The following is a 17,545-nucleotide window of genomic DNA, read 5'->3' on the forward strand; positions in this document are numbered from 1 at the left end:
AACGCCGGTCCGGGCCCTAGCGATGAGAAGACGTTGAGCCATGGCCACTCCCAGCACCTCAACCCTAACCCTGCTGCGCCGTTCCCTGTCCGAAGCCCTGGGACAGCCTGCCGAGCAGATCCCTCTGGAGGCCAACCTGATCGAATGGGGCCTGGATTCGGTCACCCTGATCCGCCTGGCAGGCCAATGGCGGCGTCAGGGTCTGGCCGCACGTTTCGCCGAGCTGGTGGCCGACCCGCGCCTGTGCGCCTGGCTGGCCCTGCTCGACACCGCGCCGGCTCCTGCCGCGCCCGTCAATCACAGCGCCGACGATGGCCAACCCTTCGAACTGGCCCCAATGCAACATGCGTACTGGATCGGCCGTGCCCCTGGCCAGGCACTGGGTGGTGTGGCTGCACACTTCTATAACGAATTCGACGGTCACGACGTTGACCCGGCCCGCCTGGAAGCCGCCGTGCACGCCTTGTTGGCCCGCCACCCCATGTTGCGGGCGCAATTCCTCGACGATGGCCGCCAGCAGATCCTGCCCCGCAGTCCATGGCCGGGACTCAAAGTGCATGACCTGCGCCAGGCCGATGCCGCACAGCGGCAACACCATCTGCACGCCTTGCGCGCCGAACTTTCCCATCGCCAGTTGGCCGTGGAACACGGCCAGGTGCTGGACATCCAGTTATCACTGTTGCCCCAGGGCACGCGCCTGCACCTGAACCTCGACATGCTCGCCGCCGACGCCTTGAGCCTGCGTACCCTGCTCGGCGACCTGGTGCAGTTGTACCGCCTACAGCCGCTGCCCGCGCTGGATTACAGCTTCCCCCGTTACCTGGCCGACCTGCGCCTGGAGCACGCCAGCCCCGAGCACCGCGAGCGCCATCGACACGCCCGCGACTACTGGTTGCAGCGCCTGGACGCCTTGCCCGGCGCCCCACGCTTGCCCATCAAGAGCCAGGGCGATGAGCGCCAGGTGCGCCGCCGTCACCACTGGTTGTCGGCGTCCCAACGCCAGGCGTTCGAACGCCACGCCCGCGAGCACGCCCTGACCCCGGCCATGGCCCTGGCCGCGGTGTTTTGCGAAGCCCTTGGCGCCTGGTGCGAGACGCCTGAGCTGCTGCTCAACCTGCCGCTGTTCAACCGTGTGCCTTTGCATACCGATGTCGAGCGCCTGGTCGGTGACTTCACCTCCTCGATCCTGCTGGCCTGGGACGGCCGCATGACCGGCACCTTCGCCGCCCGAGCCACGGCGCTGCAACGACGCTTTCATGGCGATGCCGCACACAGTGCGTTTTCCGGCCTTGAGGTGTTGCGTGAACTGTCCCGCCATCGCGGCGAGCAAGTGCTGGCGCCGGTGGTGTACACCAGCGCGCTGGGCCTGGGGGAACTGTTCGCCGAGGGCGTGCAGGAGAGTTTCGGCCAGCCGGCCTGGATCATTTCCCAGGGCCCGCAGGTGTGGCTGGACGCCCAGGTCACCGAGCTGGACGGCGGCATTCTGGTCAACCTCGACGCCCGCGAAGGGTTGTTCGCCGAGGGCGTGCTCGATGGCCTGTTCGATGCCTATACCGGCCTGTTGCAGCGCCTGTGCCATGACGCTGCGGCCTGGGATCAGACGGTGCCGGCGCTGGTTCCCGCCAGCCAGCTTGACGTACGCCGCGCCACCCAGGGCCAGCGCACAGCATTACCGGTAACACGCCTGCACGAAGGTTTTTTCACCCAGGCGCAGTTGACGCCCGCCCGGCCCGCACTGCTGCACGGCAACCACATCATCAGCTACGGCGAGCTGGCCGAGCGAGCCCTCGCCGTAGCGGCCTACCTCGAAGGCCAGGGCGTGCTGCGCGGTGACATCGTGGCGTTGCAACTGCCCAAAGGCCCCGAGCAGGTGATCGCTGTGCTGGGCATCCTGGCGTGCAGCGCCACCTACCTGCCCATCGGCGCTGACCAGCCCGAGGCGCGTTGCCGCAAGATCTGCCAGTCGTCCGGCGCACGCTTGCTGCTCAGCCGCTTGCCGCACGCCGACACCGCGTTGCAAGCGCCGCGCCCCGGTGCGATCAGCGACCTGGCCTATGTTCTATATACCTCCGGTTCCACTGGTGAGCCCAAGGGCGTAGAGGTCAGCCACCTGGCCGCCGCCAACACCCTGGAAGACCTGCAACGGCGTTTGCAGCTCAATGGCGAAGACCGAATCCTGGCGCTCTCCGCGCTGGAATTCGACCTGTCGGTGTTTGACCTGTTTGCCGCGCTGGCCAACGGCGCGGCGGTGATCCTCATCGAGCCCCAATTGCAACGCGACGCCCCACGCTGGCGTGAACTGGCCGTGCAGCACCGCGCCACTGTGCTCAATTGCGTGCCGGCGCTACTCGACATGTTGCTGAGTTGCGCCGACGCCCCACTGCCCCTGCGCGCTGTATTGCTCGGTGGTGACAAGGTCGCGCCGCAGTTGGCGCCACGTCTGTGGGCCCAGGCGCCCGGTTGCCGCTTCATGGCCCTGGGCGGCGCAACGGAAGCGGCGATTCACTCGACGCTGTTCGAAGTCGCCCCCGGCCAGGCACTGCACTGGCATTGCCTGCCCTACGGCAAGCCGCTGGATAACGTCAGCCTGCGCATCGTCGACCGGCATGGCCATGACTGCCCGGATTGGGTGGCCGGTGAACTGTGGATCGGTGGCGCCGGGGTGGCCGAGGGTTACCGTGGCGACCCGGTACGCAGCGCCGAACGATTTGTGCAGCACCAGGGCCTGCGTTGGTACCGCACCGGCGACAGTGCGCGCTACCACCCCGACGGCACGGTCGAGTTTCTGGGGCGCACAGACTTCCAACTCAAATTGCATGGCTACCGCATCGAAGCCGGTGAAGTAGAACAGGCGCTGCTGGCGTGCCCCGGCGTCGAACAGGCGGTGGCGCTGCTGGTCGGCCAGCACCTGGCAGCGGCGGTGCGCCTTGCAAATGGCCCGGAGCAGCCCACAGTGCTGGAGCTGCCGGACCTGGCCGAGCGCCTGCCGGCCTATATGATTCCCAGCCTGATTCTCGGCTGCGCGCAGTGGCCCCTGACAAGCAATGGCAAGGTGGATCGCAACGCACTCAACGGCTGGCTGGCCGACCACGGCAGCGCCGTCCCTGCCCAGCTGTCGCCGCCCTGCGGAGCCATCGAACAACAGGTGGCCCGCGCCTGGCAGCAATTGCTCGGCTGTGGCGAGGTCTGCCGTGAGCACAACTTCTTTGCCCTCGGTGGCGACTCCCTGAGCGCCACGCGCCTGGTGCGCCTGCTGGCCGAACAAGGGCTGGGGGGCGCACGGATCGCCCAGGTGTTTGCCAAGCCGGTGCTGGCGCAGTTCTGCACAGGCCTGCATCAACAGGCCCAGGCCGAAACACAACGCACCGTGGTACCGGACCTCGACCAACGTCACGCGCCCTTCCCCATGACCGAGGTGCAGCAAGCCTACTGGCTGGGCCGCGACCCCAGCCTGGTATTGGGCGGCGTGAGCTGCCACTTCTACCGCGAATACGACGTCGAAGACCTCGACCTGCCACGCCTGCAACACGCATTGGCACGCCTGATCGAACGCCACGAAACGCTGCGCACGGTGTTCGACCACACAGGCCAGGCACGCATCCTCCCCCAGGTGCCCACCTTCGTGATCGGCCAGCGCTACGCCTGCCTTGAAGACCTGCGCGAACACTGTGCCCACCGCGTGTTCGATCCCGCCCAATGGCCGCTGTTCGATGTGCAGGCGGTGACCCAGGGCCGGCACACGCGGCTGGCGATCAGCCTGGACAACCTGATTCTTGATGCCCTGAGCATCCTGCGTTTCTATGCCGAACTCGACGCGTTGTACCGCGAGCCGACGCTGGCCCTGGCACCGCTGCAGCTTTCATTTCGCGACTATCAAGTGCAATCCCATGTGGAACCTGACGAATTGCACGCCGCGCAACAGTTCTGGCAGGAACGCCTGCCCACGTTGCCGCCGCACCCGCAACTGCCCCTGGCAACCGACCCCGCCAACGTGGGCCAACCGCGCTTCGAGCGCCTGCAAGGGCAGGTCAAGGCCGATGCCTGGCAAGCGATCCTGGCCAAGGCCCAGCAATACGGCCTGACTGCTTCGGCGGTACTGCTCTGCGCGTTTGCCGAAACCCTCGGGCGCTGGAGTGCGCGCCCAGACCTGAGTCTCAACCTGACCCTGTTTGACCGCCGGCCGGTGCATCCGCAGATCGATCAGGTCATGGGCGATTTCACCTCCCTGACCCTGCTCGGCTATGCGCCCAAGGTCGGCGAACGCTGGATCGACCGCGCACGGCGCACCCAGCAGCAACTCGGCGATGCGCTGGAACACCGCTGCATCGGTTCGGTGAACTTGCTGCGTCAACTGGCGCGGCAACGCGGCGAACAGCAGGTCAACATGCCGGTGGTCTTCACCAGTGCCCTGGGGGTGCCGGATGGCACCGCCGCACCGGTAGACGGGCCGTTCGCCCGGCAGGTATTCGGCCTGACCCAAACCCCACAGGTATGGCTCGATCATCAGGTGGTGGAAGCCGACGGCGGCATCGCCCTGAACTGGGACCGCGTGGTCGGCCTGTTCCCCGAAGGGCTGGTCGAAGCCATGTTCGACGCCTACCTGGGCAGCCTCCACTGGCTGGCCGAACACGCCTGGGACGACGCGCCGCCAGACTTGCTGCCCCTGGCCCAGGCGCAACTGCGCGCCCGCCTGAATGCTCCCGGCCCCGGCGTGCCGGGTGATCCGACCTTGCATCAGGGCTTTTTCCAGCACGCGCACCACGCCCCGCATCGCCCTGCGCTGTTGTGGGGTGAGCATGACAGCCTGAGCTACGGCGAACTGGCAGAACGGGCGTTGCGCATCGCCCGTAGCCTGATGGACGCAGGGGTGACAGCCGGTGACCTGGTGGCGGTGTCCCTGGCCAAGGGCCCGCAACAGATCGCGAGTGTATTGGGCGTGCTGGCCGCCGGCGCCGCCTACCTGCCAGTGGGTGTCGACCAGCCGTTGCAGCGTTGCCAACGCATTCTGCAACAGGCCGGCGTCAGCCTGATCCTCGCCGAGCACGACCCACAGCTGCCAGGCGTCAAGCATCTCAAGCCGTCCCAGGCGCAAAGCGCCGAACCGCTATCGGCACCGCTGGCCGTGTGCGCCAACCAACTGGCCTACGTGATTTACACCTCCGGCTCCACCGGCCAGCCCAAGGGCGTGGAAATCACCCACCGCGCTGCCATGAACACCGTGGCCGAGATCAACCGCTGCTACGGCATCGACGCGTCGGACCGCGGCCTGGCGCTGTCGGCGCTGGACTTCGACCTGTCGGTGTATGACGTGTTCGGCCTGCTCTCGGTGGGCGCCGCCCTGGTGTTGATCGACGAAGACCAGCGCCGCGACGCCCGCGCCTGGCTCAAGGCCCTGCGACACCACCGCGTGAGCCTGTGGAACAGCGTACCGGCGCTGCTCGACATGCTGCTGGAAGCCAACGCCCTTGAGCGCCAACCCCTGGCGCTGAAGGTGGCCCTGCTGTCGGGCGACTGGATCGGCCTCGACCTGCCGCAACGCCTGCGCCAACAAGCCCAGGATTGCCGCTTTATTGCCTTGGGCGGCGCCACCGAAGCGGCGATCTGGTCCAACCATTATGAGGTACGGCAACTGTTGCCGGGCTGGCGCTCGATCCCCTACGGCGTGCCGCTGGCGAACCAGGCTTACCGCGTGGTCGACGCCCTTGGCCGCGACTGCCCGGACTGGGTCACGGGCGAGTTGTGGATTGGCGGCGCCGGCGTCGCACGCGGCTATCGCCATGCGCCGCAATTGAATGCCGAGCGCTTTGTCGAGGGTTGGTACCGCACCGGCGACCTGGGCCGCTACCACCCGGGTGGGTTGCTGGAGTTTCTCGGGCGTGCCGACACCCAGGTGAAGATTCACGGCCATCGTATCGAGCTGGGGGAAATCGAAGCCGCGCTGGCCCGTCATCCCTGCGTGAACCGTGCCGTGGTGCTGGTCGAGGATCAGCGCCTGCTGGCTGCTGTCACCGCCAGCACCTGCGCCGAGGTGCTGGCCAAGCACCTGGTGCAATGCCTGCCCGCCTATATGCGCCCGGAACAGATCCTGGTGCTGGAACGCCTTCCCCTGAGCAGCAATGGCAAGGTGGATCGCCGTGCCTTGCTTGCGCCATTGGCGGCAGCTGCCCGGTCCCACTGCGTCGTGGATGAAGCCCCGCTGAGCGCCGCAGAACAACTGGTCGCCGAGCTGTGGCAGCAGTTGCTCAACGTGCCCAGCGTGTCGCGCCACGACAATTTTTTCCGCCTGGGCGGCGACAGCCTGCTGGCCACGCGGTTTCTCGAAATGCTGCGCAGCCGTGTTGGCCTGGAATTGCCCATGGGCCAGTTGTTCGGCGCCGCCAGCCTGATGGAAGTGGCCCACGCGGTAGAGCGCCAACCCACCCCGCACACCGTTGAAGAGGGCGTCATCTGATGCCCGCGCAACCTGCCCTTATCCCAGGAGCTGCCCCCATGCCCGCCGCCAAACTGTTAAGCGAACTCAAGTCCCTGGGCGTCGAACTCTGGCCCCAGGATGGCCAACTCAAATTCCGCGCGCCCCAGGGCCTGCTCGACGCCGAGCGCCTGGCGCAACTGCGCGAGCACAAGCAGCAGATCCTGCACCTGCTGCAAACCCAGGAACGGCCCCAGGTAATGGCCGACCCGGCACAGCGTCACGCGCCGTTCCCGCTCACCGATGTGCAGAACGCCTACCTGCTCGGCCGCCAGTCATCATTCGGCTACGGCAACGTGGCCTGCCACGGTTACCTCGAACTGAGCTGGCCGAGCCTCGACCCGCAGCAGGTCGAACACGCCTGGAACCGCCTGATTGCCCGGCACGACATGCTGCGCGCGGTGATCGCCAGCGAAGGCTCCCAGCGCGTGCTGGCCGAAGTCGCCCATTACCCGGTGGAAGTCGCCGACCTGCGCGGCGCCACTCGTGAACAGCACCAGCACGCCGTGCAGCAGATACGTGAGGCCATGGAGCAGAAGCTCTACCCTACCGATATCTGGCCGCTGTTCGAATTGCGCCTGAGCCGCAGTGACAGCGGCGACACCCTGCACTTCTCCATGGACTCATTGATCGCCGACTGGGCCAGCGCGCAACTGCTGTTCAATGAACTGGAACAGCTACTGCACGACCCCCAGGCCAGCTTGCCCAGCCTGGACATCACCTTTCGCGACTACCTGCTGGCCGAACGGGGCCTGCTCGAAGGCAGCCGCCACCAACGCGACCGTGACTACTGGATGGCGCGTATCGATGAACTGCCCCCCGCCCCGCAACTGCCGGCGCCCCTGAGCGGCGAAGACACCAGCGTGCCACGCTTCCAGCGCCACTGCGCGCAACTCGACGCGCAACCATGGGCAGCCTTGAAAAGCGCCGCCGGCGCCCTCGGCCTCACCCCGTCCATCGTGGTGCTCAGCGCCTACGTGGGCACCTTGCAACGCTGGAGCCAGCAACCCACCTTCAGCCTCAATCTGACACTGCTCAACCGCTTGCCACTGCATCCGCAAGTGGGTCAACTGGTTGGGGATTTCACCTCGGTCAGCCTGTTGCAGGTCAATGATCCCCAGGGCCAGGATTTCACCAGCCAGGCACGCCAACTGGGCAATCAACTGTTTGCCGACCTAGAGCACCGGCTGTTTTCCGGCATCCAGGTGATGCGCGAAATCGGTCGCCGGCGCGGGCGTGAAGCGGCGTCCATGCCGGTGGTGTTCACCAGTGCTATCGGCCTGGCGATCGAACCACCTCCCGCCAGCCAGCGACAGGTCGGCCACGGCATCACCCAAACTCCGCAGGTGACCCTCGACTGCCAGGTGATGGACGACGCGCAGGGTTTGCACATCCACTGGGATGTGCGCCAAGGCGTGTTCCCCGACGGCCTGATCGAAGACATGCAGCAGGCATTCGTCGCCGAGTTACAGTTACTGGCCCTCGACCCGGCCGCCTGGGACCACCCCATGCAAGTGCCGTTGCCGGCCTGGCAACAACGTGAGCGCCTGGCCGCCAATGCCACCGCCGCGCCGCTGCCCACCGGCCGCCTGCATGACAGCCTGCTGAGCATGGCCTGGGAACAGCCGCAGGCCCTGGCAGTGATCGATGCCCACGGCAGCCTGACCTACGCCGCCCTGATGGAGCGTGCCTTGGCAGTCGCTGCTGCCCTCAGCGCCGCCGGTTGCCGCGCCCAGGAACCAGTGGCGATCCTGATGCCCAAGGGCCGTGACCAAGTGGTGGCGGCCTACGGCGTGCTCCTGGCCGGCGCCGCCTACCTGCCTCTGGACAGCCATGCCCCGGCCGCCCGCCGCGACCGCGTGCTGCACAGCGCCAAGGTGCGCCACGTGCTCGGCCAGTCCCAGGCCCTGCCCCACACGCCACTGCCGGAGGGCCTGCACTGGCATGCCGTGGATCAACTGGCGCCGACCACTTCGGACTTCCCGGCACCGCACGGCAGCCCCGACGATCTCGCTTATGTGATCTACACCTCCGGCTCCACCGGTGAACCCAAGGGCGTGATGATCAGCCATCGCGCTGCGCTCAATACCGTGCAGGACATCAACCGGCGCTTTGCGGTCAACGCCGCCGACCGCGTGTTGGGCCTGGCGCAACTGAGTTTCGATTTGTCGGTGTATGACCTGTTCGGCCCCCTCGCGGTGGGCGGCACCCTGGTGCTGCCCGACCCGGCACGCGGCGCCGACCCGTCGCACTGGGCCGAGCTGGTGCAGCGCCATCAGGTGACGCTGTGGAACTCGGTACCGGCGCAATTGCAGATGCTGGCCCACTACCTGCAAGCCGAGCCGCGCCCCCTCGACAGCCTGCGCCTGGCGTTGTTGTCGGGTGACTGGATCGCGCTGAACCTGGCGCCGCAACTGCGCGCGCTGTTGCCAGGCCTGGCCCTGGTGGCCCTGGGCGGTGCCACCGAAGCCTCGATCTGGTCCAACCTGCATCCCATCGGCGCAATTGACCCCGCGTGGCGCAGCATTCCCTACGGCTTGCCGCTGGCCAACCAGGGCTTTCGCGTGCTGGACAACCAATGGCGCGACGCGCCGACCTGGGTGCCGGGTGACCTGTACATCACCGGCGTCGGCCTGGCCCAGGGTTACCTGGGCGACCCGGCGTTGACTGAGGCACGCTTCTTTGCACACCCGCTCGACGGGCAGCGCCTGTACCGCACCGGTGACCGTGGCCGCTATCTGCCGGGGGGTGAACTGGAGTTCCTCGGCCGTAACGACGGCCAGGTCAAGATCCGTGGACATCGGGTGGAACTGGGCGAAATCGACGCCGCACTGCTCTCCACCCCGGGCGTGGACAGCGCGGTCAGCCTGTTCAGCGACGAACTGCTGGCCTTCGTCACGCCTGCGCGGGCCGAACCCGAACCGCTACCCGGCGCGCCGTTGCTGACGGCGGTGCAGCGCTACGCCGACAGCCAGGTCGGCAGCTTTGACCCCCAACAGGTACGCGACTATCAGGCGGACCTCAGTGGCGCAGCGTTGAGTTCGATGCTGGACGTGATGCTCAAGGCCAATCTATTCAGCGGCGCGTGGGCCGAGCCGGATGCACCGACCATCCTGCAGGCCCTGCAAGCGCAGCCCCGCCATCACTGGCTGGTGCGGCGCTGGCTCGCGGCCTTGTGTGACGCGGGCCTGTTGCACGGTGAACAGTCCCGCTATCGCCTGCTCGACAGCGCGCCAAACCCGGCGCTGGCATGGGGCCGGGTGGAACAGGCGGTCGCGTCGGGGCTGTGCAGCCAGACGCTGCTCGACTACCAGCTCAATCACGTCGGGCAACTGCAGAAACTGCTGCGCGGCGAGGTCAATCCGTTCGACCTGTTGTTCCCTCAGGGCGAGCAAAACCTGGCATTGCAGCTGTATGGCGGGGATGCCGTGTCGCGCTACAACAACCACAGCATCGCTGCGCTGATCAACCGCCTTGCTACCCACCACGAAGGCGACGGCCCGCTGCGCATCCTCGAAATCGGCGCGGGCACCGGCGCTACCAGTGCGCCGGTGATCAGCCTGCTCGATGGGCTCGAAGTGGATTACCTGTTCACCGACATGACCGCGTTTTTCCTGCCGGCGGCCAGGCAACGCTTTGCCGACCACGCCTGGGTGCGTTATGGCGTGCTGGACATCGATCAGCCCATCCGCCCCCAGGGCCTGGCCAGCAACAGCGTGGATATCGTGCTGTGCGCGGGCATGCTCAACAGCGTCAAGGACATCGACAACGCCCTCGGCCAGATCACCGAACTGCTCAGCCCGGGTGGCTGGCTGGTGTTCAGCGAGCCGACCGGCGAATGGCCGCCGATTCTGCTGACCCAGGGCTTCATGATGACGCCGTCAGGCGGCGATCACGACCAAGGCCGCAGCGGCTTGTGCAGCGCCGACACCTGGCGTGAGCGTATCCAGGCATTCGGCGGCGAAAGCCTGCCGGCCCTGCCCCACGCCGACCACCCGCTGGCGGCCCTGGGTATGCAAGTATTCGCCGCACGCTTCAAGGCCGGGTTCCAGCGTCTGAGCGTCGACAGCCTGCGCCGCGCTCTCGCGCAACGCCTGCCGGACTACATGCTGCCGGCGCACGTACAAGTACTCGACCGCCTGCCCTTGACCGCCAACGGCAAGGTCGACCGCAAGACTCTGGCCAACTGGCGCCCCGCCGTGGATACCCAAGCCGCCAGCAGCGAGCAGGTACCCAGTGACCCACTCACCGCGCAGCTTTGCCAAGTGTGGGCCGAGGCCCTGGGCCTGGCGCAGATCGGTGCCGACGACAGCTTCTACGAAAAAGGCGCCGACTCGCTGATCCTCGCCCGGGTCGCCGGCCAGTTGCGCGAACAACTGCCCCAGGCGCAACGCCTGAGCTACGACACCCTGTTGCGGCAGATGCTCAACGAGCCGACTGTCAGCGCACTGGCGCGCCTGCTCAGCCATGGTGAAAGCGCACCGTCTGCGGTCAATCCCGGCCAATCCCAGCGTTCATCCAACAGCAATGCGTTGGTGGTGCCCTTTGGCGGCGGCGACGTCGGCCCGGTGCGGGTGATGTTCCACGCGGCCCTCGGCACCCTGGATTATTTCCAGCACCTGGGCCGCTCACTCGCCGCTCAGCAGGCCGGCCCGGTGATCGGTTTCGCGGTGGCCGACACCGCGCAGTACCTGGCCCTGGAACCCAAGCGCCTGATTGAAAGCGTGGCCCAGGACTACGCCGAACGCTTGATCGCCGACGGCCATCAGCGCTTCCAGTTGATCGGCTACTGCCTGGGCGGCCTGCTCGCCACCGAAGTCGCCCGGCGCCTGCTGGAACGTGGCATGGAGGTGGTGGACCTGAGCCTAATCGACAGTATCCCGATGTTTATCGACACCGACGAAGAGCTGGCCTATGAGGCGATCTTCGTGCCCAACCTCAACCTGGACCCGGTAAAGACCGTGTTCGGCGCGCATATCGAAGACTACGACGTGTACCGCGCCATCGACCTGCTGATGGCCCGCGACAACCGCCGCGTCCCCGCCGGGGCCATGGCTGCCTTGGGCGGTGACCCGGGCCTGGACGCGCTGGCATTGGCGGTGCAGCAACAGTCGGCGCGCAGCCAGGAAGAACGCCTGGCCGAGTATGCGCGCCTGGCGTCCGGCCAGGCCGGGGTGCCCATCGGCCCGGAGCTGGTGCCCACGCTGTTCCGCGTATGCCGCCACAGTATGCGGGCGGCACGGTTCGATCCGCCGCCGTTCCTCGGCAACATGACCTACCTGCGCTGTCTGGAGCAGCAATCGTTCGGGATCACCGGCGGCGTCGGCCATCTGGCGGCGCCGTTCTGGGAGGACGCGTGCCTGGGGCAATTCAACCTGATCGACGTGCCGGGCAACCATTTCAGCGTCATCGAGCCACCCCACGTGCACACCGTCACCGCGCACCTGCTTGAGGCCCTTCGGAAAAACTCATGAGCACCGCACTCGATACCCTCAAACGCCCGGTCAACCGCCTGATCCGCCTCGGTGTGGTATTCGCCGCCGTCGGCGCACTGGTCAACCTGGTGCCCTTTATCGGCCTGACCGAACTGGGCCGCTTGCTGCTGGCCGGCAATGCCCACAGCCACACGTTGTGGCTGTGGGCGGCGCTGGTAGTGGTCGCCCTGAGCCTTGGCTGGATGGCCAGCGGCGTCGCGCTGTGGCTGACCCACCTGGCCGACCACCGCCTGCAATCGAGCTTGCGCGAAGCCATGGTGCGCAAGCTGGGGCGCGTGCCGCTGGGCTGGTACACCGACACCACCTCCGGCGCGGTGCGCAAAGTGGTGCAGGACGACCTGGAAGACCTGCACCACCTGGTTGCCCATCACGCAGTGGAAGTGACGGCGGCGATAGTCACCCCGCTGGCAGGGCTGATCTGGTTGGCCACATTGAACTGGCGCCTGGCGCTGCTGGCGGTGCTGACCCTGCCGATCTACGCGGTGGCCTACAGCCTGATGATGCGCGGCTTCGGCGCCAAGATGCAGTTGCTCGACAAGAGCATGAGCCGGGTCAGCGCGGCGATTGTCGAGTTTGTCCACGGTATTGCCGTGGTCAAGGCGTTCGGCCAGGTGGGCCAGGCCCATCGCAGCTATCAGCAGGCGGTCGACCAGTTCAGCACGCAATACGCTGGCTGGGTGCGGCCGCTGCTGCGCCTGGAAGCGTTTTCATCGATGGCCCTGAGCGTGCCGGTAATTCTGTTGGTGAGCCTGGGGGTGGGCAGCCTGTTGCTGGCCCAGGGCTGGATTACAGCGCTGGAGTTGTTCGCCGAAACCCTGGTAGCCGTGGTGATTCCGCAGTCGTTGCTGGTGATCAACCAGAGCCTCACCGCCCAGCGCACTGCCCTCGCGGCCGCCGACCGCATCGAGGCGCTGCTTGAGGTTGAGGAACTGCCCACGCCCAAGGTGTGCAGGATGCCCCAGGGCAGTGATATTCGCTTTGAACAGGTGCAGTTCGGCTATGACCCCGAGCACCTGATCCTCAATGGCGTCGACCTGTACTGCCCGGCCGGCAGCGTCACTGCGCTGGTGGGTGCCTCCGGCGCGGGCAAATCGACCCTGGCCAAGTTGGTGCCGCGCTTTCACGACGTCAACGCCGGGCGGGTCTGCGTGGGTGGTGTGGATGTGCGCGAGATTGACCCGCGCCAGCTGTATCAACACGTGGGCTTTGTGTTGCAGGACGCGCAACTGGTGCACGGCACCGTCGCCGACAATCTACGCTTGGGCCGCCCCGAGGCCAGCGATGCCGACGTCGAGGCCGCGGCACGCTCCGCGCAGATTCATCAACGCATCCGCGCCCTGCCCCGCGGCTATCAGTCGGTGATCGGCGAAGACGCGATTTTTTCCGGCGGTGAAGCCCAGCGCTTGTCCATCGCTCGCACGCTGCTGGCCGATACGCCGGTGCTGATCCTCGATGAAGCCACCTCCCACGCCGACCCTGAATCCGAAGCGCTGATCCAGGATGCCCTCTCTGCCCTGGCCCGCGGCCGCACGGTACTGGTGATTGCCCACCGTCTGGCGAGTATCTGCGGCGTCGACCAGATCGTGGTGCTCGACCAGGGCCGCGTGCTGGAAAACGGTACTCACGAGCAATTGCTGGCAGCGAACGGCACCTATGCCCGCCTGTGGCGCGCCGGCACCGAAACCACCGCCCCCGACCTGGAGATGTCCTTGTGATCCGCAGCCTCGTGACTTTATTGGGCCCGGCCCACGCCGCACGCCTGTACCGCTACCTCGCCTGGCTGGTGACCAGTGCCGTGTTGCAAGGGCTGGCCGTGGCGTTGCTGGTGCCGATCCTGCACGCGCTGTTTGCCGCTGACCTGCACAGCGCGTCCCTCTGGCTGGCTGGCCTGGCGGCGATGGTGGTGCTGACCTGCATCGCCCATTACCAGCAGGCCATGAAGGGCTTTGCCCTGGCGCTGCTGGTGTTGACCACCTTGCATGACCGCCTTGGCCAGCACCTGGTGACCTTACCCCTGGGCTGGTTCAACTCGGAGAAGGTCGGGCGTCTGTCGCGCAGTGCCACCAGCGGCACGCTGATGGTCACCGGCTTGTTTGCCCATTACCTGGGGCCGGTGGTGTCTGGCGTGGTAGTGCCGGCTACCGTGGCGCTGACCCTGTTCGTGTTCGACTGGCGCCTGGGCCTGACCGCCGCATTGTGCGCGCCGCTGATCTACTTCACCCATCACTGGTCGGCCGCCGCCATCGGCAGCAATGATGCGCGCGTGGAAGCCGCCGCGACTCTGGCCGGTAACCGCGTGGTCGAATTCGCCCGCTACCAGCCAGTGCTGCGCGCCTTTGGTCGCACCCAGGACGGCTACGCGCCGTTGCAGGCCGCCAACCTGGCGCAAAAACACGCGGGCGGCTCGATGCTGTCGCAGACCTTTCCCAAGTTGCTGGCCGGTGGCCTGACCGTACAACTGGCGTTTGCGTTGCTGGTGGGCGTGGGCATCGCCCTGGCCGCCCATGGCGAAATCGACGCCATCCAGTTGGTCGCCTTGCTCGCGCTGGCGGCACGTTTTGTCGGGCCGCTGGCCGAAGCGGCGGCGCGCAGTGGTCTGTTACGCATGGCCGCTAACGACCTGGAGCAACTGGTGGGCATCCTGCGCGAGCCGCCGCTGCCGGAACCCGCGGTGAGCCAACCGCTGACGGCACCCGGCACCCTGGCCTTCGACAAGGTCAGCTTCGGGTACCCCAGCGGGCCAAAGGTGCTGCATAACCTGACCTTCAGCGCACCGGCGCATTCGATGACCGCGATTGTCGGCGCCTCGGGCTCGGGCAAAACCACTGTCACCCGCTTGTTGATGCGCTTTTTCGATGCCAGCGAGGGCAGCGTCAGGGTTGGCGGTGTAGACGTACGCGAGCTGTCCAACGCAGCGCTGATGGCGCAGTTATCTCTGGTGATGCAGGACGTCTACCTGTTCGACGACAGCCTGGAGGCCAACATTCGCGTCGGCAACCCGGACGCCAGCGCCGAGCAAGTGGCCGAAGCGGCGCGATTGGCCGGTGTGGATGAAATCGTCGCGCGCCTGCCCCAGGGCTGGAACACCCCGGTAGGCGAAGGTGGCGCGGCGCTGTCCGGCGGCGAACGCCAACGGGTATCCCTGGCCCGGGCCCTGCTCAAGCGGGCGCCCATCGTACTGCTGGATGAAGCCACGGCGGCCCTGGACCCGCACAACGAAGCCTTCGTGCAGACGGCGATTCACGCCCTGATGAAAAATGCCACAGTGCTGGTGATCGCCCACCGCCTGCCCACCATCATGGCCGCCGACCAGATACTGGTGCTGGATGAAGGCCGATTGGTGGAATCGGGGACGCACGCACAATTACTTGCCCAAAACGGTCGCTACGCCGGGTTCTGGCATGACCGCCAGCGCGCCGGCGGCTGGCGCTTGAAAGCCGAGGCGCAGCCATGCTGATCGGGGTGTTGGGCGCCAGTGGCGACGTGGGGCTGGCCAGCGCCAAGGCGTTGTTGACGCTGGGAGTGAACGAGCTGCGCCTGGGTGGGCGCGATGCCGCCAAGGGCGCGCACTGCGTGCAGGTTCTCCAGCAGCAATGGCCCCAAGCCCGTTTGCAATGGGCCGAAGTGGACTTCAACGGTGCCCAGGCTTTGGCCACCTTCGCCCGCGGTTGCGATGTGCTGCTCAACTGCGCGGGCCCCTCGTGGCGCGTGCAGGACCGTGCCGCGCTGGCAGCGTTGCAGGCCGACGCCCATTACGTCGACGCCGCCGGTCATATGCACCTCGACCCCGCCCAATGGCGTGGCCGCTGCGCGATATTGGGCGCAGGCCTGCAACCGGGGTTCACCGGCCTGCTGCCGCGCTGGCTGGCCGAGCAGGAATTCACCCAGGTGCGCAGCCTGACCAGCTATTTCGGCTTGCGCGATCACTTTACCGCCGTGGCTGCCGACGACTTTTTGCACGGTGCGGTGGACGGCAGCAGCGAGCCGTTGGCGGCCTGGCAACACGGGCGTCGCAGCCGCGCACTGCGGCGCCGGCGCGAAGTGTCGGTGCCGTGCTTTCCCGGCTCGGTTCACCTGCTGCCCTACCTGAACCTTGAGGGTGAACGTCTGGCCATGGACCTGAACCTGGACGTCGGCCAGTGGTTCAACGTGATCACCGACGGCTACGTGCTCAAGGCGTTTGACCAGGCTCACGGCTTGCCAAGGGCAGAAGCGGTGCAGCGCTTGTGCGAAGCCAGCCGCCTGGATCTCAGCGGCCAGGCGCCCTTCGTCACCCTGCTGCTGCAACTGGAGGGCCTGCACGATAGCGAGGTCCGGACCCGCAGCCTGGTGCTCAGTGGCGCAGGCAATGCGGCGCTCACCGCAGCCATGGCCGCGATCACGGTGATCAGCGTGGTGGAGGGTGAGATCAGCGCCGGCTGCCATGAAGCGGCCCAGGCCCTGCCGCCCGCCGCCAGCCTGGAGCGCCTGCTGTGCACCTCGGCGATTCTTAGCTTGAACCTGTTGCACGGCCCGCTCGATCAACTGCATGTCGCCCAAGAAGGTTGCCTATGAACACCGCCCTGAACGAGCTGGAACACTTGAGCCTGGGCGTGATGGCCCAGGTGTTACTGCACAGCCAGGCGTTGCCGTTGCAGGCGTGGCGCACTGCCGAGCACATCAACCAGGCCCTGGGCACGGCGGCCCGTCATGCCTGGGTGGTACGCCGCTGGCTGGCCGCGTTGACCCGTGCCGGCCTGCTGCACGAGGAAGGTAAACGCCTGGGTTGGCAAGTGCCCCCCGATGACCCGCAAGTGGGTGAACTGCCGCGCCTGTATGCCGCATTGGGCTTTCCAGCCAGCATGGCGCGCCTGCATACCCAAGTGATCGAATGCCTGCCCGACCTGCTGCGCGATCAATTCACCCTCACCCACTTGCTGATGCTTGGCGGGGACCCGGTGAAGGTGATGGGCGCCTACCAGCACAACCACTTCACTGCGGCGGTCAATCACGCTTTGGGCACCCGGGCGCGGCAAGTCAGCGCCGCTGCCGGGCCGCTGCAGGTGCTGGAGCTGGGCGGCGGCGCCGGTTGCACCACCGCTACGGTGCTGACGGCGCTGCAAGAACGCGAGAAGGATTATCGCTTTACCGACATCAGCTCGCTGTTCACCAGTGCGGCCCAGCGTCAGTTTCGTCTTGAGCCGGGGATGCAGTTCGGCCTGCTCGATCTCAATCGCCGCTTCAGCGACCAGGGCATAGCGCCTCGCAGCCAAGACCTGGTGATTGCCGGCAACGCGCTGCACAACGCCCGCGACCTGCCCGACTGCCTCGGCCAGATCCGCACCAGACTGCGCGATGGGGGCGCCTTGCTGTTTAGTGAATCCATCGCCGACAACCCGGCGATGCTGACCTTCATGCACCTGTTGCTGTCGCCGCCGGCCGATGCGCCGCTGCGTGCTGGCGATGAAGCCTTCATGGCCGTCGACGCGTGGCGCCAGGCCTTGCAGGTTGCAGGTTTTGAGTTGCTGGAGGTGTGGCCTGACGCGGGCGAACCGCTCGCTGCTGCGGGGCAGCGCTTGTTCCAGGCCAGAGGAGTTTGAGC

At 66.8% G+C, this 17,545-nt stretch carries 6 protein-coding genes; all 6 read left to right on the forward strand.

The genetic code is table 11. The features are described from left to right. The first annotated feature begins 40 nt into the window (after nucleotides 1-40). The 6 genes from E3O56_RS20555 to E3O56_RS20580 are packed head-to-tail and all read left to right on the forward strand — an operon-like array spanning nucleotide 41 to nucleotide 17,543. Nucleotides 41-6,451, forward strand: coding sequence for a non-ribosomal peptide synthetase (locus E3O56_RS20555; protein ID WP_248128909.1), 6,411 nt, complete (start codon nucleotides 41-43; stop codon nucleotides 6,449-6,451). Between the two features lie 38 nt (nucleotides 6,452-6,489). Beyond that, the gene (locus tag E3O56_RS20560; RefSeq protein ID WP_248128910.1) at nucleotides 6,490-11,943 is read left to right on the forward strand and encodes a non-ribosomal peptide synthetase; all 5,454 of its coding nucleotides are present in this window, start codon (nucleotides 6,490-6,492) and stop codon (nucleotides 11,941-11,943) included. Further along, on the forward strand, nucleotides 11,940-13,679 hold the full coding sequence (locus tag E3O56_RS20565) for an ABC transporter ATP-binding protein (RefSeq protein WP_248128911.1): 1,740 nt from the start codon (nucleotides 11,940-11,942) through the stop codon (nucleotides 13,677-13,679). Before E3O56_RS20560 ends, E3O56_RS20565 begins: the two co-directional genes overlap by 4 nt. Beyond that, nucleotides 13,676-15,421 carry an ABC transporter ATP-binding protein gene (locus E3O56_RS20570; protein WP_248128912.1) on the forward strand — a complete coding sequence of 582 codons (1,746 nt, stop codon included), beginning with the start codon at nucleotides 13,676-13,678 and terminating at the stop codon, nucleotides 15,419-15,421. Before E3O56_RS20565 ends, E3O56_RS20570 begins: the two co-directional genes overlap by 4 nt. Next, nucleotides 15,415-16,518, forward strand: a complete 1,104-nt coding sequence (locus E3O56_RS20575) for a saccharopine dehydrogenase NADP-binding domain-containing protein (RefSeq protein WP_248128913.1) — start codon at nucleotides 15,415-15,417, stop codon at nucleotides 16,516-16,518. The genes E3O56_RS20570 and E3O56_RS20575 overlap by 7 nt, the downstream gene beginning before the upstream one ends. Next, nucleotides 16,515-17,543: a class I SAM-dependent methyltransferase gene (locus E3O56_RS20580; protein ID WP_248128914.1), complete on the forward strand. Its 1,029-nt coding sequence runs from the start codon at nucleotides 16,515-16,517 to the stop codon at nucleotides 17,541-17,543. Before E3O56_RS20575 ends, E3O56_RS20580 begins: the two co-directional genes overlap by 4 nt. Nucleotides 17,544-17,545: the final 2 nt, after the last annotated feature.

The organism is Pseudomonas sp. W2Aug9, assembly GCF_023127755.1.
GTDB lineage: Bacteria > Pseudomonadota > Gammaproteobacteria > Pseudomonadales > Pseudomonadaceae > Aquipseudomonas > Aquipseudomonas synxantha_A.